Below are 21,413 nucleotides of genomic sequence, written 5' to 3'. Positions count from 1 at the left end.
ATGAAAGCATATGAAAGATTGTTAAAATACGTTAAGGTTTATACTATGTCTGATCCAAAATCTGAAACTGTGCCATCAACAATGAGACAATTTGATTTAGCACATATGTTGGTGGAAGAAATGAAAGAATTAGGATTAAAAGACGTAAGAGTTGATGATAAGTGCTATGTATATGGATATATTCCAGCAACTGAAGGATATGAAGATAGAAAAGCAATAGGGCTTATAGCACACCTTGATACTGCACCAGCGGCTCCAGGAGAAAATGTAAATCCACAAATAGTAGAAAATTACAATGGCCAAGATATTACTTTATTAAATGGCACTGTTATATCAGTTAACAAATTTCCACATTTAAAGGAATTAAAAGGAAGAACACTTATAACAACAGATGGAAATACTCTTTTAGGAGCTGATGATAAGGCTGGTATAGCAGAAATACTTACAGCTTGTGAAAGAATAATTAATGAAAATATACCTCATGGAAAGATATGTGTAGGCTTTACGCCAGATGAGGAAGTTGGTAGAGGTGCTGCTCATTTTGATGTAAAGAACTTTGGAGCAGATTTTGCTTATACAATAGATGGAGGTATAGAAGGTGAGATTTCTTATGAAAACTTTAATGCCTCTGCAGCGGAAATAGAAATCCATGGTGTATCTGTGCATCCTGGAAGTGCAAAAAATACCATGATTAATGCAGTAAACGTAGGTATAGAGTTAAATGGAATGCTTCCATCATGTGAAAAACCTGAACATACTGAAGGTTATGAAGGATTTTATTATTTAGAAAGTTTCAGCGGCAATACAGATTATGCTAAGATGAGTTATATCTTAAGAGACCATGATAATAACAAATTAGAGGCTAAAAAAGCAACTTTATTATTAGCTGAAAAATTACTAAATGAAAAGTATGGAGAAGGCACAGTAAAGATTACTATATCTGATCAATATAAAAATATGGCAGAACATGTTAAGCCATGTATGCATTTAATAGATAATGCTATAGCTGCCATGAAGACTTTAAATGTAAAGCCAATCATTGAACCAATCAGAGGTGGTACTGATGGAGCTACATTAAGCTATATGGGGTTACCTTGTCCAAACTTAGGAACAGGTGGATTTGCTTATCATGGTGAGTATGAACATATAACTGTTGAAGGCATGGATATATGTGCAGATATAATAGTAGAAATCTTAAAAAATTACGCTAAATAGTTATGAATTAAGCCAAATTTAAATGGCTGCAGTAGAGGAAATATTGCAGCCATTTTCAGGAGGCTTTTTTTATAAGAAATCTAAAGATAAAGCAGGTGGGAGAATGAAGGTGGATTTTGCAAAATTAAAAGGAAAAGTCATTACCAAAGATGATTTTGCTTATGAAGAAGAAAGGCAAGGCTGGAATAGAGGAGTAGAAAAATATCCGCTAGCAATAGTTTTTTGTAAAAATGAGGATGAAATAATAGAGGCTATGGCCTTTGTAGCAAGAGAAAAATTACCTTTTAGGATAAGAAGCGGAAGACATCATTATGAGGGATTTTCCAATGGTAATGATATCTTAGTAATAGATATAAGCTTAATGAATAAAATATACATAAATGAAGAAGAAAGAACAGTTACCATAGAAGGTGGAGTAAGAAATAGAGAACTTTATGAAGCTGTTTGTGGTGCCGGCTATCTATTTCCAGGAGGAGGATGTCCAACAGTCGGGGTAGTTGGTTTTACCTTAGGTGGAGGTTGGGGATATTCTAGTAGGCTTTTAGGATTAGGGATTGATAGCCTTTTACAAGTGGAGCTCATTAATTATAAAGGAGAAAAAATATTAGCTGATAAAAAGGTTAATAGTGATTTGTTCTGGGCACTTAGAGGATGTGGTGGAGGAAATTTTGGTATTGTTACTGCTATGAAATTTAAACTTCCTCATAAAATTAATAAGGCTACCTTGATAAATATAGATTATCCTAATTTAACTATTGATGAAAAGGTTCTAATATTTAAGCTTTGGCAAAAGGAATTTAAGAGCTTAGATATAAGGCTTAATTTAAAAACTGCCATATATAATTCCATGCATAAAGGTACTGGGATAAAAATTACAGGGCTGTTTTATGGTAATGAAAAAGAGACTATGGAAGCTTTAAAACCATTTAAAGATATAGGAATAAATAGTGATTTTAATCTGGAATATACTACTGTTCTTGAAGCCAATAGAAAAATTCAAGATAGTCATCCAGAGTATGAAAAATATAAGTCATCTGGAAGATTTGTATATGATGATTATAGTGAAGAGGAAATAATTAAGATGGTGGATGTTATTTCAGATATACCTAAGTCAGCTGAATATGCAGCAGTGTCTTTTTATGGGCTAGGAGGAGTAATAAAAGAAATACCTAAAGAGAATACTAGTTTTTACTATAGAGATGCTGAAGCAATAATGGGCTTCCAAGTGTTGTGGGAAGAGCAAAAGTATGCTCCAGAAAATAAAAAATGGATGTTGGAAAAGTTTAGGCTATTAAAGACGATGACTAAAGGTTCATTTATTAATTTCCCTTTAAAGGAATTAGATAGTTATGAAGATGAATATTATGGTCCGTTTAAAGAAAAATTAAGAAAAATCAAAGAGAAATATGATCCATATAACTTTTTTGATTTTGAACAGTCCATAAGGTTATAAGAAGAAAAGGGGATAAAAGTTCTTAATGAATTTTATCCCTGGTTTTTATGAAAAAATTATTTGACAATGCATTCTTTATGACCACATGTGTCACATTTGTAATAATTTTTACCATATTGCTTATTATCATATGCATAATTGAAATCCTTCATTGTATCGCCACAAATTGGACAAATCAATGAAGCATTAGAGCTTTTTTTTTCAATTTTCATCTTTAATTACCTCTTTTTATTTTTATGTATAATATTTTAGTTGAAATGAACAGTAAAATAAATAAAAAAATTAGGTAATAAATGATATTTATAAAAATATAGATAGTTTTTACAAAAAGTAATACAATATTTTTAAAAGCAAAAAAGAAAGGGGTCAAAAATATGATTTTTGAAACAAATATAAGTGATTACTATAAAGTTGTACAGTCTAGTGATGAATGTTGCTATAAATATATATTAGGCAAGTTACAGGAAGCCAAAGAAATTTACATAATGGCTTTTGGCAAGAGTCAGAGAAATATTCAGCTTATGGATTCATTAAAGTCTTTAAAGGGGAAAATAACAGTAATATCTGATATTGATACTATAAAAGGTGAAAATATAAAAAGAATCAATAAAATAAATAGTAGCTTTAATTTAGATAAAAATAGTAAGATAATAATGACAGAAAGGGCTGCTTTTATAGGAGCTGAATCAGGAAATTTTAGTACAGGTTTTTTAACTATAGATAGTGATATAGTTGATGAATTAAGAGATAATTTATTTACGGAAGGAGATTCAGCATATAAAGGTTATGAGTTTACTAAGATAGAAATAATATTTATGAGCTATTACTCAAAGATTAATAGGATAATTGAAGATATAATAAGTGGGGCATTCAAAGAAGATGAAAAAGGAAATGGATTCTATAATAGCAATGATGCGTATATAAAAAGTGATGATATAAAATGGATTAATAAGACTATAGATGAATTTAATATCACTCTTGCTAATATAAAAGAAGGTGAATTAAAGAGAGCTTTAGAAGATACTTTTGATAAGGAAAATATAAGAGCTTTAAAGAATATATGTGTAGTTGATAGTGAGATGATGAAGCTTGCAAATTTAGGGTTAGATGATATTGAAAAAAGAAAAGAATTTTCTTTAAAAGCAGAAAAGGATATAACAGAATTATATGATAAGTTATCTATATTTAATGAGGAATTATATGGAGTAGTTGAACAAATGATAGATATAAAAACTAAACAATAATTATATATTTAAAAATATATTTTGGGGAGGAGTATAAATTGAGTAAAATAGCAATAATATCTGATATTCACGGAAATATGCCAGCTTTAGAAGCTGTATTTGATGATATAAAGAAAAATGATATAGATAAGATAATATGTCTAGGGGACTTAGTTGGTAAGGGCCCAAGCTGTAAAAGAGTTATAGATTTTTGTAGATATAAATGTGATATTGTGGTGGCTGGAAATTGGGATAAGTTTCTTTCTCATAAAATGGAGGAAAGAAATAAGTGGTATTTAGATAGGATAGGTGATGAGAGACTACAATACTTAAGAGGTTTACCAGAATCTGTAGGATTTTATTTAAGTGGAAGATTTGTTAGGTTATTTCATGCTCATAGTGAAGATGTGTATTTAAGAATGTATCCTAATCTTGAAATTGAGGAAAAGTTAAAAATGTTTGATATTCCTAAAATCAGCAGGCTAGATAATGAGGGGATTAAATCTGATATTGTTGGATATGGAGATATTCATGGTGCGTTTATTGACTATCTTGAGGATGGAAAGATATTGTTTAATGTAGGGAGTGTAGGATGTCCTTATGATAATATACCAATGGCTTCTTATGTAATACTTGAAGGGGAATATGGCTTTAAGGAGAAGGCTTCTTTTGGAGTAAACTTCAGAAGGGTAAAATATGATAATGAGAAAGTAATAGCAGAAGCAATAGAAAAGCAAATACCAGATTTAGATATTTTCATAAAAGAAATTAGAAGTGGAAAATTTTTGAGATTGTAATTATCTTTATGATTTATATTATTTAACTTTGGTAATAATAATTAGTAAAATAATAATCTTACAAAAGGAGTTAAATTTATGAAATCAGGGGTAATTGAATATATAAAAAATAATGCTTATATAGAGGAATTATTTTTAGATTTTATTAATGAATTTAAAGAACAGTATGATCTTCTAAAAAACAAAGAAAAGAAAGAATTATTAAAAATAAAGGATGAAATTTTTAGAAACTGGCTCTTTTCTTCTATGATAAATGAAACATATATAACTCCAAATTATTTAATTAATAGTATAGTTCAACAAAGGTTTCCAGGCAATTATGTAATTTTACCTGTATTACTTTATGATGTAAAGGATAATAACTTAAATCTTCATGTAGAATTTCAATATTGTAGTTTAGAGGAACATCCTATTATTAATGATATAGATATGTTGATGAATGTAGCTAATCCTTCAATAATATTTCAAAATCAATGTGAAAAAATTTTAACTATTAGTGATAGTGTAGTTAGAAAGTTTACAATTCAAAGTTTGTATTATGTAAATTATCTAGTTCAATTATGTCAGGAACTAAATATTATTGAAGAAATAAGAGCAATAAACTGTAAATGTTTTCAAGTGAGTGGAAGCTATATAGATTTTAAGATGTTGTCGAATAAGGAGAAATTAAATAGGATTTTCCAAGCAACCATTAACATAACCATGAGAAATATAAATAATATTAATAATGTTCAAAAGAAAGCAACAAGAAAGCAGATAATAGAATTTTTAAATAATGACATAAAAGAAGAGGATTTTAATAGGTTTATAGATGAATTATTACCTTTTGCCAATAATTTTATTGAAAATATAGACCAACTTACAGAAGATAAGAATATTTTAGAAACTATAAAGTTTGCACAGGTACTTATGGGTGATAATGTAGGTGCTTTTATAATGGGTACAGAAATAAGAGTGTATTTTGATATTTATTTTACTACAGTATTTTCATATTATTTAGGATTGTTAGCACCAACATATTTAGGAACATTTTTAATTGAAGAAATAATATGCGGTCTTAAGGAAAGTAATGATTTTTTTGAAAAAGCTGCCAATGTTTTTAATGATGAAATAGGTCATAACTTAACTAAGTTAGGTTTAGAACTATTAAAGATGTATGGTGAAAAGATAAAAGAAAATAAAGAATCTAACTTCCATATGAATAATGTGGAAAAATTTGTGAAGCAAGCAAAACACGAAAAAAGAGATGTACTTGAAAAATATAAAGAATGTAAGGAGTTATATGGCAAAAATGAAAATATAATTCATAAATTTATGAACATAATTAATGATAAGGAAGATGAACTATATTATTTTGCAGAAGAACATATTAATAAATTTGCCAAGTATCTTATTGAAGAAAAGAGACTTAAGGAAAAAACAGCTCTTTTATATTGTAGAAATATAGAGTTGTTTATATGTGATTTTTTATGTTATGAAAGTGAAGAAGAACTTAAGAAAATTGATAATATGATGGTTGATAGGTATTTAGGAGAATGGTTTATTTCTACTTGTGCCACCAGTGTAAGTAGCATAAAAGCACAAATTTATGCTCTTAGTCATTATTTTAATTTTTTATATGATGAAGGTTTTATAAGTAATTTGCAAAAAAATAAAATAAAGGAAACTATGAAGAATAAAGATAAATATATTCTCAAATATATGGAATATTTAGGATAGTTAAAAGGAGCTGTAAACAAAGCTCCTTTATTTTTAAAAGTATTGCCAGAAATAAATTAAATTTTGCTTTTATAAATATATTTAGATAATATATAAATATATTAAAATAAACTAAGAGGAATGACAGAAGTAATGATTGATAGAGTAGATTCTAGAAATTTTAATTATGATGAAGGCAGAAAAACATTAGAGAATGAAGTTGTGGTTTTTACCGGAAGAGGTTTTACAGTAAGGTGGGAGTTAGCTCAATTTGCAAGAAACTGCAGAGCAAAAGTTGAAAGTACTGTTACTAGTAGAACAACTCTATTAATTGTTGGAGAGAAGCCTGGTGGAAAGCTTATAAAAGCAAAAAAAATGGGATGTAAAATAATAAGTTGTGATGATTTTTATAATATATTAATGGGAAAAGATGAAGAAAATGATATTAAAGAAATTGAATTAAGCTTAGATATATTAAATATATAGCAGGAGCTTATGAATATTGAAAGAGATGGTGATGTTCACCAATAATTATAGAGTTGCTTTTATGAAATAAATTAAGTAAAATAATTTAAGTTAGTGAATTAAAGGATTTTTAAGATAAAAAGTTAAACATAAGTTAAATATGAGGTGATAGTATGAGCGGTATAGCAGGACAAGGATGCCCAAGAATAGTACCAGAAGAGGAAAAGAAGACTCTTGAAGAAATTGAAAGAAGTCTTGTAAAGAAATATAGAAAACCTATATGGTCTAAATTTATTAAAGCAATAAAAGAGTATAAGTTAGTGGAGAAAGGAGACAAAATAGCAGTAGCTATTTCTGGAGGAAAAGATTCGCTTCTTATGGCAAAGTTATTCCAAGAACTTCAAAAGCATGGACAAACAAAATTTGAACTAGAGTTCATAGCTATGGATCCAGGATATCATCCTCAAATAAGAGAACTATTAGAGGAAAACTGCCAACACTTAAATATTCCTGTACATATATATGAATCAAGAATTTTTGAAATTATTGATGAAAAGGCAAAAGATTATCCTTGTTATTTATGTGCAAGAATGAGAAGAGGGTCATTATATAATAAGGCAAGAGAACTTGGATGTAACAAGTTAGCTCTTGGACATCATTATAATGATGTAATAGAAACTACTATGCTAAATGTTTTATATGCAGGTAATTTCAAAACCATGCTACCAAAACTTCAAGCAGATAATTTTGAAGGAATAGAACTTATAAGACCACTTTATCTTGTGGAAGAAGAGTATATAAAGAGATTTATCAGATATACAGGTCTTTGGCCATTAAACTGTGCATGCATGGTTGCAGCAGAGAAGATTGGTAATAAGAGACATGAAATAAAGGATATGATAGCTGAATTAAAGAAGAATTTTAAAGATGTAGATAAATCAATATTTAAGTCAGCAACAAATGTAAATATGAATTCAATTTTAGGATGGGAAAAGGATGGAGAGAAATATTCATTCTTAGATCCAGAAAATCCTTTAGAATAAAAATATCCATAATATCAATACTATTATTGGAGGTGGTATTATGGCAAAGAAAGATCAAAGAGCAAGTTGGGAACATGAGCGTTATAAAGGGCATAAAAAAAATGATGCTGCTAGAGTACCAGAAGTTAATTCAGTAGGTAAGGAAAAATAAAATGAAGCTAAGCTTAGTAATTCTAGTATAATGGTGGAAGCTGCCTTTTTTGGCAGCTTTTATTAATATATAATTAGATATAGGAGGAAAAATTTATGAGTAGTTTATTAGATATGGATTCTAATATATTAGTTAGTATTGTAAATATGAAGTTAAGAGATTTTTATGATAGTTTAGACCAGTATTGTGAGGATGCAGATATAGATAAAGATGAATTGATTAAGAAGCTATCAAAAGTAGGATATGAATATAATACTCAATTAAATCAATTTAAATAATTTACTCTATAAGAATAAAAGAGTATAATTGTGAAAGAGTATTTAATATTATATAGGTGAGGTGAAACATAAAATGAAATTAAAAAAAAGTTTGAAACTGGCGGCTTTAGTTGCAGCATCAACAGCCTTAGTAAAAATAATATTAGATGATAAAAAGAGAGTTTCAAAAGAAGAGGATAATTAGATAAATACCTAATAAAAAGGCGAACTTCGTCTTTTTCTTTTGTAAAAAAATAAAGGAGGAGCTTATGAAAAAAACTGTTGATTTGGTGAAAGGTGATATATTTAAAACATTATTAACACTATCAATACCAATCTTAGGTACATCTTTTATTCAAATGGCGTATAGCTTAGTGGATATGATGTGGATTGGTAAGGTTGGAAGTGCAGCAGTTGCAGCAGTAGGTACTGCAAGCTTTTTTACTTGGTTTGGCAATTCTTTGGTTATGATTACAAAAACTGGAGCACAAGTAGGGGTTTCTCAAGCTATAGGAAAAAAAGATGAGAATAAGAAGGACATATATATACATACAAGTATTTTTATGTGTAGTATAATTGCAGTAGCATATACAGCATTTTTACTTATTTTTAAGGATGCATTAATTGGATTTTTTAAATTAGGAGATAAAGAAATAATATCTATGGCAACAAACTATTTGGTAATTGTATCATTAGGGATGATTTGTGCTTTTTTGAATCCTCAATTTACAGGGATAATAACTGCTTCAGGTAATAGCAAACTTCCCTTTAAAGTAAATACAATAGGCTTAATTATAAATATAGTATTAGATCCTGTGATGATATTTGGTATTGGTCCTTTTAAGGCAATGGGAGTAAAAGGTGCAGCATTTGCAACAGTATTGTCACAAGTTATGGTAACATTAATATTTATTTATGTATTTTATAAAATGGGTTATAGGATAAATAGAAAGAGCTTTAAATATTTAGAAAAAAATAGTGCTAAAGAAATTATTAAGTGGGGAACTCCTTCAGCAACACAAAATTGCTTATTTTCATTTTTTGCAATGCTAATAGGCAGAATAATTGCAGAATGGGGAGCAACACCTATAGCAGTACAGAAGGTAGGTTCACAAATAGAATCAATTTCATGGATGACAGCAGATGGTTTTTCAGCTGCTTTAACAGCTTTTGTAGGACAAAATTATGGAGCAGGTCAATATGAAAGAGTAAAAGAAGGTTACAAGAAAACATTAATGCTATCATCTATTCTTGGAATATTTGCTACTGGATTGTTGATATTTGGTGGTGAATGGTTATTCTCCTTATTTATAAATGAACCTGAAGTAATAAAGCAGGGAGCAGATTATTTAAGGATACTAGGATATTCACAGGTATTTATGTGTTTAGAAATAACTACTACTGGAGCATTCTTTGGCGTTGGAAAAACTATGATTCCATCTGTTATAAGTACAATTTTTACAGGATTAAGAGTGCCAGCAGCCTTAATTCTTGCAAGTAGCTTAGCTTTAGGTGTAGATGGAGTCTGGTGGAGTATAAGTCTTTCTAGTGTGGTGAAAGGAATACTTTTAGTTATAGCCTTTTATTTCATGGTACTAAAGTCCTTTAAGAAATTAAACAGTGAATGTAGCTGCGTTAATTCAATTAGTTAAATTGTCACAATTTAGTTAATAATGAATTAATGATGAATTAATAATGAAACTTAAAAAGTTTCTGATAAATAATATTTTCTAAACTCTATTTAAGAAAGTTTATTTATTAATTCATCACTCATCATTAAACTAACAGTTGGGTCTTGTTATTTTATAAATTTCATCAGTATGAGAAGTTATTTTTTTAAATATATATCCTTGAGATTTATAATACTTAATTATACTAGGAAGAGCTTTGGCAGAATTAATATTAATATTTGAAGTATGCATTAAAATTACCACCGTATCTTTAGTAGAAATAGCTCTATTTAAAATTTGTTCAGGAGGAGAATTAGGGTTAGCGCCATCTAATGTATCCTGAGTCCAATCGTAAATAGTGAAGCCGTTTTGATGTACACAATCAACCATGGTTTTAGTTAATTTATAGGTACTATTATTGCTACCAAAGGGAAATCTTAAAATAGTGTAGTAATCCCCTGTAACCTTAAATAATTCATCTTGACATTTTTTCATTTCATTAATGAAATCACCATTACTTCTATACAAAATATTTCTATCATGAGAAAAACTATGTAGTCCTAAGCTGTGACCTTCATTTTTCATTCGTAAGATAATATTTTCTTGTCCGCAGACTTGATTACCAATTATAAAAAAAGTTGCAGGAACATTTTCTTTTTGTAAAGTGTCCAAGACTTCTTGGGTTACTTTACCTCCAGGACCGTCATCGAAGGTAAGATAGACGGTTTTCTTACTTTCTTCTTCTAGGGAACATTCTTCACATCTCACCTTAAAAAAAGGAGTAATCAACATTAGAAACAACAAGAAAAATGATGTTTTTTTAAAAAAATTACACATAAAAAAGTCTCCTTTCAAAATATAGGAAGTAAAAAAATTAAATTAATCATATTTATAGTATTTCCGAATAATATTAAAATAAAGTAGAAAAATATGTGATTTAGCATTGCAAAAAGTAAAGCATCTATGTATAATTAGTTTAAGATTTATCTTTAAAGCGATCCAGAGAGGTCGGAAAGTAGCATATAGTGGTATTCTATGTTTTTTTGTGATATCTATAGCTTCTTACCGACCAGGTAAGGAGCTTTTTTGATGTAAATACCTTTAATAATAGTCCAGAGAGGCTATAAAGGGAGAAATAGAGTTTCTCCTTAAGAAAATTGGCTTTTAGCTAGTTAAGACAAGTAACATTGTTATATTAAATTAAGAGGAGAGTGACCACATATGGTGCAATTTACAGAAGAAATAAGTAAGGATTTAAAGAAAGCGAAAGTTGGAAACGGATTTTTTAAGGGCATATTAGGGTTTCAGCATCTTATTGCAATGTTTGGAGCAACAGTATTAGTACCTTTATTAACAGGGTTAGATCCAGCAGTAGCATTGTTTTCAGCAGGGCTTGGAACATTAATATTTCATCTTTGTACAAAAGGAAAGGTTCCAGTATTCTTAGGATCATCTTTTGCATTTATTCCAGTAATTCAAGTGGTGGCAAAAGAATATGGAGATTTAAGATATGCACAAGGTGGAATTGTAACAGTAGGGCTGATTTATGTAATATTATCTTTTATAATTAAGAAGATTGGTGTAGATAAAATTAGAAAAGTATTACCAGCACAAGTGGTAGGACCAATGATAATGGTTATAGGACTTAATTTAATTCCAGATGCATTAAAAAATGCTGGAGTTAATGGATTGTTAGGCGGAGAATCAGGAGCAATAAGAAATGTTTTAATAGCAGCTGTAACTTTAGGTTTAGCTTTAATAATTAAACATTATGGCAAAGGAATGTTAAAGCAGGTAGCAATATTAATAGCAGTAGTTGTAGGATATGGAATTTCATATGCTATGGGAATAGTTGAAACAGGAGCTATATCAGAAGCAGCACTTCTAGCAGTACCAAACTTTACTCTTCCTAAGTTTGATTTATCAGCCATAGTAATAATTGTTCCTGTAGTATTAGCAGTATTTATGGAGCATGTTGGAGATATAACAACCAATGGTCAAGTAGTAGGAAAAAACTTTATTGAAGATCCAGGTTTAAATAGAACAATGCTAGGAGATGGATTAGCAACTTTTGCAGCAGGACTAATTGGAGGACCAGCAAATACTACTTATGGAGAAAATACAGGAGTACTTGCAATAACTAAAAATTATGATCCTTCAATATTAAGAATAACAGCAGTATTTGCAATACTATTAAGCTTTATAGGTAAATTTAGAGCAGTAATAGTAACTATGCCAAGCCCAGTTATGGGTGGAATAAGTTTGATGCTATTTTCAATGATAGCTATTGTTGGAGTGCAAACAATAAAAAGAGAAAAAGTTGAGATGAATATTCAAAATATAATAATAATTATAGCCATATTATTTATTGGTTTATCAGGAAATATTTTAAGTACTCCTATAGGAATTAGAGTAACAAGCAGTGTTAGTATTTCAGGATTAAGTTTAGCAGGAATTGTTGGTGTTATTTTAAATCAAGTTATGAATTTAACATATAGAAAAAATAAATAGTATTATTAGAAATGAGGCTGGTTAAAACTAAGCCTCATTTTTTGTCTTTATAGTGAATTTTAATTTTTTATCACAAAATTAGGATTTAAGCATATTATGTCAATATATGATAAAAGGAGAGGTGAAGATGAAAATTAAAATAGATGATGATTATGGAAGTATAGACGATAAAGAGATAGTACCTAATATCACTGAAGAAAATATAGTAACTTATGAAAGTTATGAGGTAGAGCCGGTAGAAAATAATAAAAAGGAAAATGTAGATATTAGAGGGAAGATAAATGTTATATCTAAATTAGGTAGTAAAGATGGAACGTTAATATCTTCTAGTAAAATAAATTTGTACATGTTAAATGGAATTTCACCGAGGCTTATTTCATCAAAATTAACAAATGAAAAAGGCCAAGTTACTTTTGTAAATTTGAAAAAAGGTAGTTATAGAGTGATAGCTATTGTAGATAGAAGATTTTTTCAGAAACCGACATATATGGAATGGAATGAAGTTACAATAGATGAGGAAAATCAGGAAGAAACTGTTCTTGTAATTAATAAGATAAGGAAATGATAAATGAGATGATAGGTTTGTAATTATATCCTATCATCCCAATAAAATATATGATACTATATAAAAAAGGATTTGAATATAGTACAAAAGAAAGGATTAAAATATGAAGATAAGAATTAAATATTTTGAAGAAGCAAGGAAATTGGAAAAGATAAGCAAAGGTAATTGGATTGATGTTTATGCCAATAAAGATGTGTTTGTACCTGTAAATGAGAGAGAGATGATACCGTTAGGTTTTGCTTTAGAATTACCACAAGGATGGGAAGGACATTTAGCACCAAGAAGTTCAACTTTTAAAACATGGGGAATAATTCAAACAAACAGTGTAGGGGTTGTTGATGATACATATATAGGAGATAATGATCAATGGCATATGCCAGTATATTGCCTACAAGGAAAAGACAATGAAAAGAATGGTACTTGGATAAGAAAAGGTGATAAAATAGGTCAATTTAGAATTATGGAAGTAATGCCAGAAATAGAGCTTGAAGAAGTTGATAACTTTGGAAATTCTGATCGTGGAGGATTTGGAACTACGGGGGTAAAATAGATATTTAAAGGGTTTATATTAAAAGTTTTTAATATAAACCCTTTAGTGATATATATATAAAGCATAATTTTAAATGTATGTAAATATTGACAAAGTCAATTGTTGTCTTATAATAAATAATGTGGTAAAATTAGGAAAAAATAAAAGCTTTTAGAAGGAGAGATATAAACTTATGAAGTATGTTGATTTAACTCAAATAATAGATAATGATACAAAGGTATATCCTGGAGATGAAAGTTTTAGTATTAAACAAGCAGCAGATTTGGAAAAGGACGGTTATACTGCTTATAATATAAGTACAGGACTGCATGTAGGAACTCATATAGATATACCTATGCATATGTGTGAAAATAGCAAATATATAAGTGAATATCCGCTGGACAGATTTATTGGAAACGGTGTATTAATTAACGTAGTAGGAGAAGATATTATCAATTTAAAGGAAGAATACTATAAAAAGATTAAGGAAAATGATATAGTTTTATTTTACACTGGATGTAGCAGTAAGTTTGGTCAAGATGATTATTTTGAAGATCATCCAGTGATAAGTGAGGAATTTGCTGAATTTTTAGTAGTTAAGAAAATAAAAATGATAGGAATTGATGCTCCTTCTCCTGATAAACATCCATACAATATTCATAAGATACTTTTAAAGAATGATATTGCATTGTTAGAAAACATAACAAATTTAAAAGATTTAGTATATGTTGAAAAGTTTGAAGTTTTTGCTCAACCATTAAAAATTAATGCAGAAGCTAGCTTGGTTAGAGCCTTTGCTCAATATCAGGGGTATTAATTTTAGGAAAAAGCATATGGGGGGAAATGTAAAATAAGTATGAAAAAATAGGATAAAATATATTTCCTTGTGTAATCTAATTATAATATTTAATCTAAATCAATAAAACATTCACTTAACTATTATTAGCTAGTATTGAAAATATTACTATATTTAAATATAGCATAATTAGACAATTTATGTTATTATTAGAAATAAATATTGATGGAAAAGAGATTATAGCTATATGATTTTAAAGAGTGAACAAATGGATTATAGAGATAAAAACAGAAAACATATTATGTACATGCTATTTACTACAATTATTTTTTTAGGGTGTGCTATCTTAGGAATACAGATAATAGACATTAATAGTATAAATAGTTTGCCTATACTTGAAGACTTGAATTCAATTAATATAGTTATAGGGATAATAGCTATTCCAACTTGCATATTATACTATTATATGTATAGAAATAATGAATTTTTTATATTAACATTATCATATGTAAGTATTTTAATTGAATATATTTATGTGAATTTTATTAATAGCTATAATGTATTAACACAACATTTAATAACATTTACTTTTGTTTTTAGAGTTTTTTTACTTACAATAGCAATTTTTAATGAAGGTAAATATGCCAATAAAATTCTTAAAAATAAGAGAATATCTATTATTTTAGCAATGATAATAAACTTTGTTGTTACATTTATAGAGGTGAAATTTAATGTAAATTATATTTTAATAAGCAATAATAAAATTTTGTGGAATATTTTTCAAGGAAGTATATTAATTTACTATTTTATACTACTAATATTATTGTCAATAAGATGTATACGAAAAAATAAGTTTATATATACAATATTTATAACAACTATTAGTATATTTACAATTAGAAGGATATTTAATTTTGATATATTTTTTAAGTATAGTGACAAGATTTTAGAATATAATAAAATGTTAACATTAATTGCTTATACTATATTATTAATTGGATTATATATAGAAGTTATAAGGAAAATTGAGGAAAGTATAAGTTTAAATAATAAAGTAAGTGGTTTTGATGAACTAAAAATAAAATATAAAGAAATAAAGGAAATAGAAAAAGCTAAAAGTCAATTTTTTGCTAATTTGTCTCATGAAATAAAAACTCCTATTAATATAATTTATTCTTGTATTCAATTATTGGATATAAATAAAAAAAATGGTGAAAAATCTTTAAGTGATGCTTATAATAAATATGAGCATACATTAAAACAAAATTGTTATAGACTATTGCGGTTAGTAAATAATCTTGTGGATATGACTAAAATTGATTCTGGATATATGAAGCTTATATTTATTAATTGTGAAATTGTAAGTTTAGTAGAAGATATTACATTATCAATTGTTCCATATGTGGAATCAAAGAATATAAATATAGTTTTTGATACATATATAGAAGAGTTAAAAATACGATGTGATCCTGAAAGTATGGAAAGGGTAATATTAAATTTATTATCTAATGCTATTAAATTTACTGATAATAATGGCAATATTTCGGTTTTTATTGAAGCTGATGAGAAGTATGTTTTTATTAGGGTTAAAGATGATGGTATTGGAATTTCAGAGGATATTAGAGAAGAAATATTTAATAGATTTGTTCAAGAAGATAAGTCCTTTAATAGAAAAAAAGAAGGAAGCGGTATAGGATTAGCTTTAGTTAAGTCATTAGTAGAGTTACATGATGGAGAAGTATATTTAGAAAAAGTTTCTAAAGGCAGTGAATTTGTTGTTAAATTACCTAATATTAAAATTGATGAAGAATTAGATGTTTATAATAAAGTAATGGATGCTGAAAGTAAACCATTGGTACAAAAAATAAATATAGAATTTTCAGATATATATGAATTATATTAATACTAAAAAAAGAAGTTTAAATGTTTTAAACTTCTTTTTTGGTTGCGGGGATAGGATTTGAACCTATGACCTTCGGGTTATGAGCCCGACGAGCTACCAACTGCTCCACCCCGCGACATCATGTATTTAAACGTTTACTTGAGGTATAATTTAATTATATGCCTATAATTTTTAAAAGTCAACTATATATAATTTTTTTATTATAACATAAAGAGAATTTTATAAAAGATAATTGCATAGTTAACTAAATAATAAAAATACTATGAAGGTATATTAATTTTAATTTGATAAAAAATAATTATATAGTGAAGAAAGGAAAGTGAGGAACTGATAATGAGAAAAATGAAGACAATGGATGGAAATACAGCAGCTGCCCATATATCTTATATGTTTACTGAAGTAGCATCAATATTTCCTATTACTCCTTCATCTCCTATGGCTGAACATGTTGATGAATGGGTAGCTAAAGGAAGAAAAAATATTTTTGGTCAACCTGTAAAAGTTGTTGAAATGCAATCTGAAGCAGGGGCAGCTGGAGCACTTCATGGAGCTTTGCAAGCAGGAACTCTTGGGACTACATATACAGCATCTCAAGGATTATTACTTATGATTCCAAATTTATATAAACTAGTAGGAGAAAGGCTTCCAGGTGTTGTTCACGTTGCAGCAAGAGCTATAGCCACATCTTCATTAAGTATTTTTGGAGATCATCAAGATGTTATGGCAGCGAGACAAACTGGTATAGCAATGCTTTGTGAAGGATCTGTGCAGGAAGTTATGGATTTATCAGCAGTTGCACATTTATCTGCTATAAAAGCACAAATGCCTTTTATAAACTTTTTTGATGGATTTAGAATTTCGCATGAATTACAAAAGATAGAGGTGATTGAAAGTAAAGATCTAGAAGGGTTTATAGACCAAGAAGCATTAGAAAGATTTAGAAGATATGGATTAAATCCAGATCATCCAGTTATAAGAGGAACAAATCAGAATCCAGATGTATATTTCCAAATGTGTGAATCAATCAATAAATATATTGATGCTATACCAGATATAGTAGAGGAATACATGGATAAGATAAAACACATTACAGGAAGGGAATATCACTGTTTTGATTATTATGGAGCATTAGATGCAGATAGAATAATAATAGCAATGGGAGCTGTAGCTGAAGTAATAGAAGAAACCATTGACTACTTGATGGATAAAGGTCAAAAAGTTGGTTTGATAAAAGTAAGATTATATAGACCTTTCAGCTATGAAAGATTATTAGCTGAAATTCCTAAGACTGTTAAGAAAATTGCTGTACTTGATAAGACAAAGGAACCTGGAGCTTCAGGTGAGCCTTTATATTTAGATGTACTTAAGGCAGTAAGTGAAATGGAAGATGCACCAGTAGTAGTTGGTGGAAGATTTGGATTAGGTTCTAAAGATCCAAATCCATCACATATTGTAGCTGTCTATGAAAATCTTTGTAAGGATAATCCAAAGAATAGGTTTACTATAGGAATAGATGATGATGTAACATATACATCTTTAGAAGAAGTAAAAAATATTGATGTAACACCAGAAGGTATTACTGCTTGTAAGTTTTGGGGATTAGGTTCAGATGGAACAGTTGGAGCTAATAAAACTGCCATTAAGATAATTGGAGATCATACTGATATGTATGCTCAAGGTTATTTTTCATATGATTCTAAAAAATCAGGCGGTATAACTATTTCACATTTAAGATTTGGAGATAAACCTATTAAGTCACATTATGAAATAGATTCAGTACATTATATTGCTTGTCATAATCAATCATATGTATTTTCATATAATATAGTAGAGGGATTAAGGAAAAATGGTACTTTAGTTTTAAATACTATTTGGAATGAAGAAGAATTAGAAGAAAAGCTTCCAGGAAGTTTAAAGAGTTATATAGCTGAAAATAATATTAATTTTTATACAATAAATGCTGTTAAAATAGCTCAAGAAATAGGTCTTGGCGGAAGAATAAATATGATTATGCAATCAGTATTCTTTAAACTAGCTAATATAATACCTGTAGAAGATGCTATTAAGTATTTAAAAGAAGCAGTTGTAACTTCTTATGGTAAAAAAGGTGAAAAAGTAGTCAATATGAATTTTGCTGCCATTGATGCAGGTATTAATTCCGTTAAAAAGATAAATGTACCAGATTCATGGAAAGATGCTACAGATAACGAAGAAAAAATAGAAAAACATTTAACTGATTTCTATAGAGAGATATGTGAGCCTATAAATAAATTACAAGGTAATAAATTAGCTGTTTCAAAATTTGTAGAAACTGGAGCTGGAGATACTTTTGAATCAGGTACTACAAGATTTGAAAAGAGAGGCATTGCAGTAAATGTTCCAGAATGGATTCCTGAAAATTGTATTCAATGTAATCAGTGTTCATATGTATGTCCACATGCTACAATAAGACCATTTTTATTAAATGAAGATGAAAAAGCACAGACACCTAAATATTTTAAGGTAATAAATGCTAAAGGAATTAAAGATCCAGAGCTTAAGTATTTTACTATAGGTGTAAGTCCTTTAGATTGCGTAGGATGTGGAAATTGCGCAGAAATTTGTCCAGCACCAGGAAAAGCATTGATAATGAGACCACAACAAACTCAGCATAATCAAATAGAACCTTGGAATTATGCTACAGATAAGGTTAAAGATAAAGCAAATCCTATGAAGAAAACTACAGTTAAAGGAAGTCAATTTGAGAGGCCTTTGCTTGAATACTCAGGTGCTTGTGCAGGGTGTGGAGAAACTCCATATGCTAAACTTGTAACTCAGTTATTTGGTGATAGAATGATGATAGCTAATGCTACAGGATGTACGTCAATATGGGCTGCAGCAGGAGCTGCTACAGCATATTCAAAGAATCAAAATGGTCATGGACCAGCATGGGCAAATTCATTATTTGAAGATAACGCAGAATATGGACTTGGAATGTATTTAGGAGTTAAGGCTGTAAGAGAAAGAATAGCAAGTAATATTGAAAAAGCATTGGAAAGTGACATGAGCCAAGATGTTAAATCTGTTTTAAGAGAGTGGCTTGAAAATAAAGATGAAAGTGAAGGAACAAGAGAGAGAGCTGAAAAAGTTAAAGCAGCTTTAAAAAATGAAGAAAGTGAACTAGCTAAGGCAATAAAGAAGGATGAAGGATTTTTAGTTAAAAGATCACAATGGATTTTTGGCGGAGATGGTTGGGCATATGACATTGGTTATGGTGGATTAGACCATGTACTTGCCAGTGGAGAAGATGTTAATGTCTTAGTAATGGATACAGAAATATACTCTAATACAGGAGGGCAAGCATCAAAATCAACACCAACTGCAGCAGTAGCAAAATTTGCTGCATCAGGTAAGAGAATAAGAAAGAAAGATTTAGGACTAATGGCTATGACTTATGGTTATGTTTATGTAGCACAAGTATGCTTAGGGGCTGATATGAATCAAACAGTTAAAGCAATAGCAGAAGCTGAAAGCTATAATGGACCATCTCTTATAATTGCTTATGCTCCATGTATAAATCATGGAATTATATCAGGAATGGGAGATACACCAGGTGAACAAAAGAAGGCAGTAGCTTGTGGATACTGGCAATTATATAGATACAATCCAGATTTAGTAGGACAAAAACCAGCATTTTCTTTAGATTCTAAAGCACCAAATTATGATTTGTTTAATGATTTTCTAATGGGAGAAGTGAGATATTCTGCTTTAGCTAAGGTATATCCAGAACTGGCAGAAGAATTATTTGCAAGGACTAAAGAAGATGCTATTAGAAGATATGGTATGTATAAGAAACTATCAGAAATAAATTAAATAATAAAGCATAGCTAAAAAGCTATGCTTTATTATTTACTACCAGTATTTAATACAGCTATTTATTATCAATGCTATCTATATATTCTTTCATTAAGTTAGCGGAATTGATGAATTTTACCTTTTCTTCATCGCTTAATGAAATATCAAGAACTTTTTCAATACCATTTTTTCCAACAATAGTAGGAACACTTAAGTAAGCATTGCTTACGCCAAGGTAATCTTCTAGTAGTGTGGAAACTGTAAGGATAGATTTTTCATCACCTAAAAATGCTTCAACTATTCTAACTAGTGCAAGGGCAACTGAAAAAGCAGTAGCACCTTTCCTATTGATAACTTCATATGCTGCATTTTTTACATCTGTAGCAATAACATTTTCCGTTTCTTTATCCCATTCTATATTAAACTGTTCTGAGAAGCTCTTAACAGGAATATTTCCGATAGATAGTTCTGACCAAGCAACAAATTCACTATCACCATGTTCACCAAGTACATATCCTTCAACATTTCTACCATCAATTTCGAAGTATTTTCCCAGTAAGCTTCTTAGTCTAGCAGTATCTAGAACAGTACCGGAACCAATAACTCTGTTTTTAGGGAATCCAGATAACTTATATGTCATGTAGGTTAGTATATCTACAGGATTTGAAACTACTAAAAGGATAGAATTAGGACTTAGCTTAGCTAAGGTTGGAATAAAGCTTTTAAAGATATTATAGTTCTTATCAACTAAATCTAATCTTGTTTCTCCAGGTTTTTGAGCTAAACCAGCAGTTATAATAATTATATCTGAATTTGCTGTATCTTCAAGGGTTCCCAGTGAAATCTTACAAGGTTTACAAAGGGAACTTCCATGTATTAGATCAAGTACTTCACCTAAAGCTTTTTCTTGATTTATATCATTAAGGATTATTTCTGTGGCAACTCCTTTTTGTAATAGAGCAAAGGCTGTAGTAGCACCAATTGAACCTGCACCAATTATAGATATTTTACTCATTAATAAACACTCCTTTATAATATTAATAGCCATATATTTATTATTGTGAATAAATATGAATTTATTCTTTTCAATATAATTTATGATTATAGAGAGTACTATAGACAGGAGAAGAATTATTTTAATTTTTTGAAAATTTTATAACACTGAAAAATAAGTGTTATAATCATCATGAGGATTGTAGAATAATAAGATAAAAACATTAAGGAGAGTGGAAAAATGAAGTTATTTAGAGAAGCCATAATAATTTTTGGTATATATCTCTTAGGCGTATTAATAACAGATATT

At 29.0% G+C, this 21,413-nt stretch carries 19 protein-coding genes and 1 tRNA gene; 16 read left to right on the top strand and 4 right to left on the bottom strand.

Annotated elements, in window-relative coordinates; genetic code table 11:
• Both pepT and Q5O29_RS11635 read left to right on the top strand, forming a co-directional pair.
• A complete protein-coding gene (pepT, locus tag Q5O29_RS11640; RefSeq protein ID WP_022213111.1) occupies positions 1–1,215 on the top strand; it encodes a peptidase T in 1,215 nt (404 codons plus the stop codon).
• 103 nt (positions 1,216–1,318) lie between these two features.
• Entirely contained in the window at positions 1,319–2,668 is a 1,350-nt protein-coding gene (locus Q5O29_RS11635) for an FAD-dependent oxidoreductase (RefSeq protein ID WP_302632163.1), read from the top strand.
• A gap of 56 nt (positions 2,669–2,724) precedes the next feature.
• Here Q5O29_RS11635 and Q5O29_RS11630 read toward each other — a convergent pair whose 3' ends face one another.
• Positions 2,725–2,880: a hypothetical protein gene (locus tag Q5O29_RS11630; protein WP_022213109.1), complete on the bottom strand. Its 156-nt coding sequence runs from the start codon at positions 2,878–2,880 to the stop codon at positions 2,725–2,727.
• Positions 2,881–3,042: 162 nt separating this feature from the next.
• Here Q5O29_RS11630 and Q5O29_RS11625 point away from each other — a divergent pair, with 162 nt between their 5' ends.
• From Q5O29_RS11625 to Q5O29_RS11590, 8 genes are all read left to right on the top strand, one after another.
• Positions 3,043–3,912: a hypothetical protein gene (locus Q5O29_RS11625; RefSeq protein ID WP_022213108.1), complete on the top strand. Its 870-nt coding sequence runs from the start codon at positions 3,043–3,045 to the stop codon at positions 3,910–3,912.
• A gap of 38 nt (positions 3,913–3,950) precedes the next feature.
• Positions 3,951–4,688 (top strand): metallophosphoesterase, encoded by a 738-nt coding sequence (locus Q5O29_RS11620; protein WP_022213107.1) that lies wholly within the window; start codon positions 3,951–3,953, stop codon positions 4,686–4,688.
• A gap of 78 nt (positions 4,689–4,766) precedes the next feature.
• A complete protein-coding gene (locus tag Q5O29_RS11615; protein ID WP_022213106.1) occupies positions 4,767–6,407 on the top strand; it encodes a site-specific integrase in 1,641 nt (546 codons plus the stop codon).
• Positions 6,408–6,527: 120 nt separating this feature from the next.
• Positions 6,528–6,872: a BRCT domain-containing protein gene (locus tag Q5O29_RS11610; protein ID WP_186834554.1), complete on the top strand. Its 345-nt coding sequence runs from the start codon at positions 6,528–6,530 to the stop codon at positions 6,870–6,872.
• A 152-nt stretch (positions 6,873–7,024) separates the two neighbouring features.
• The gene (locus tag Q5O29_RS11605) at positions 7,025–7,894 is read left to right on the top strand and encodes an ATP-binding protein (protein ID WP_022213104.1); all 870 of its coding nucleotides are present in this window, start codon (positions 7,025–7,027) and stop codon (positions 7,892–7,894) included.
• A 246-nt stretch (positions 7,895–8,140) separates the two neighbouring features.
• Positions 8,141–8,323, top strand: coding sequence for a DUF4250 domain-containing protein (locus Q5O29_RS11600; RefSeq protein WP_022213102.1), 183 nt, complete (start codon positions 8,141–8,143; stop codon positions 8,321–8,323).
• 61 nt (positions 8,324–8,384) lie between these two features.
• Positions 8,385–8,507 carry a hypothetical protein gene (locus Q5O29_RS11595; RefSeq protein ID WP_279288849.1) on the top strand — a complete coding sequence of 41 codons (123 nt, stop codon included), beginning with the start codon at positions 8,385–8,387 and terminating at the stop codon, positions 8,505–8,507.
• 64 nt (positions 8,508–8,571) lie between these two features.
• Positions 8,572–9,954 carry an MATE family efflux transporter gene (locus Q5O29_RS11590; RefSeq protein WP_022213100.1) on the top strand — a complete coding sequence of 461 codons (1,383 nt, stop codon included), beginning with the start codon at positions 8,572–8,574 and terminating at the stop codon, positions 9,952–9,954.
• A 129-nt stretch (positions 9,955–10,083) separates the two neighbouring features.
• Here Q5O29_RS11590 and Q5O29_RS11585 read toward each other — a convergent pair whose 3' ends face one another.
• Complete coding sequence (locus Q5O29_RS11585; protein ID WP_022213099.1) at positions 10,084–10,809, bottom strand: polysaccharide deacetylase family protein; 726 nt, start codon at positions 10,807–10,809, stop codon at positions 10,084–10,086.
• Positions 10,810–11,193: 384 nt separating this feature from the next.
• Here Q5O29_RS11585 and Q5O29_RS11580 point away from each other — a divergent pair, with 384 nt between their 5' ends.
• From Q5O29_RS11580 to Q5O29_RS11560, 5 genes are all read left to right on the top strand, one after another.
• A complete protein-coding gene (locus Q5O29_RS11580; RefSeq protein ID WP_022213098.1) occupies positions 11,194–12,483 on the top strand; it encodes a uracil-xanthine permease family protein in 1,290 nt (429 codons plus the stop codon).
• Between the two features lie 127 nt (positions 12,484–12,610).
• On the top strand, positions 12,611–13,048 hold the full coding sequence (locus Q5O29_RS11575; protein WP_022213097.1) for a hypothetical protein: 438 nt from the start codon (positions 12,611–12,613) through the stop codon (positions 13,046–13,048).
• Between the two features lie 103 nt (positions 13,049–13,151).
• Entirely contained in the window at positions 13,152–13,598 is a 447-nt protein-coding gene (locus tag Q5O29_RS11570; RefSeq protein WP_022213096.1) for a dUTP diphosphatase, read from the top strand.
• Positions 13,599–13,770: 172 nt separating this feature from the next.
• Positions 13,771–14,394, top strand: a complete 624-nt coding sequence (locus Q5O29_RS11565) for a cyclase family protein (protein WP_022213095.1) — start codon at positions 13,771–13,773, stop codon at positions 14,392–14,394.
• Between the two features lie 226 nt (positions 14,395–14,620).
• Positions 14,621–16,276 (top strand): cell wall metabolism sensor histidine kinase WalK, encoded by a 1,656-nt coding sequence (locus Q5O29_RS11560; RefSeq protein ID WP_022213094.1) that lies wholly within the window; start codon positions 14,621–14,623, stop codon positions 16,274–16,276.
• Between the two features lie 39 nt (positions 16,277–16,315).
• Here the strand turns inward: Q5O29_RS11560 and Q5O29_RS11555 are convergent.
• Positions 16,316–16,391 (bottom strand) — tRNA-Met (locus Q5O29_RS11555).
• Between the two features lie 218 nt (positions 16,392–16,609).
• Between Q5O29_RS11555 and nifJ the strand changes: the two genes are divergently transcribed.
• Positions 16,610–20,128: a pyruvate:ferredoxin (flavodoxin) oxidoreductase gene (nifJ, locus tag Q5O29_RS11550; RefSeq protein WP_022213093.1), complete on the top strand. Its 3,519-nt coding sequence runs from the start codon at positions 16,610–16,612 to the stop codon at positions 20,126–20,128.
• 58 nt (positions 20,129–20,186) lie between these two features.
• On the opposite strand, the gene Q5O29_RS11545 is transcribed toward nifJ, so the two are convergent.
• Complete coding sequence (locus Q5O29_RS11545; RefSeq protein WP_022213092.1) at positions 20,187–21,125, bottom strand: L-lactate dehydrogenase; 939 nt, start codon at positions 21,123–21,125, stop codon at positions 20,187–20,189.
• Positions 21,126–21,413 lie beyond the last annotated feature (288 nt).

Source organism: Clostridium sp. CAG:265, from assembly GCF_000436575.1.
GTDB classification, from domain to species: Bacteria; Bacillota; Clostridia; order Clostridiales; family Clostridiaceae; genus Clostridium; species Clostridium lentum.
The sequence above is the reverse complement of the archived record's forward strand: the minus strand, read 5'-3'. Positions and strand labels throughout refer to the sequence as shown.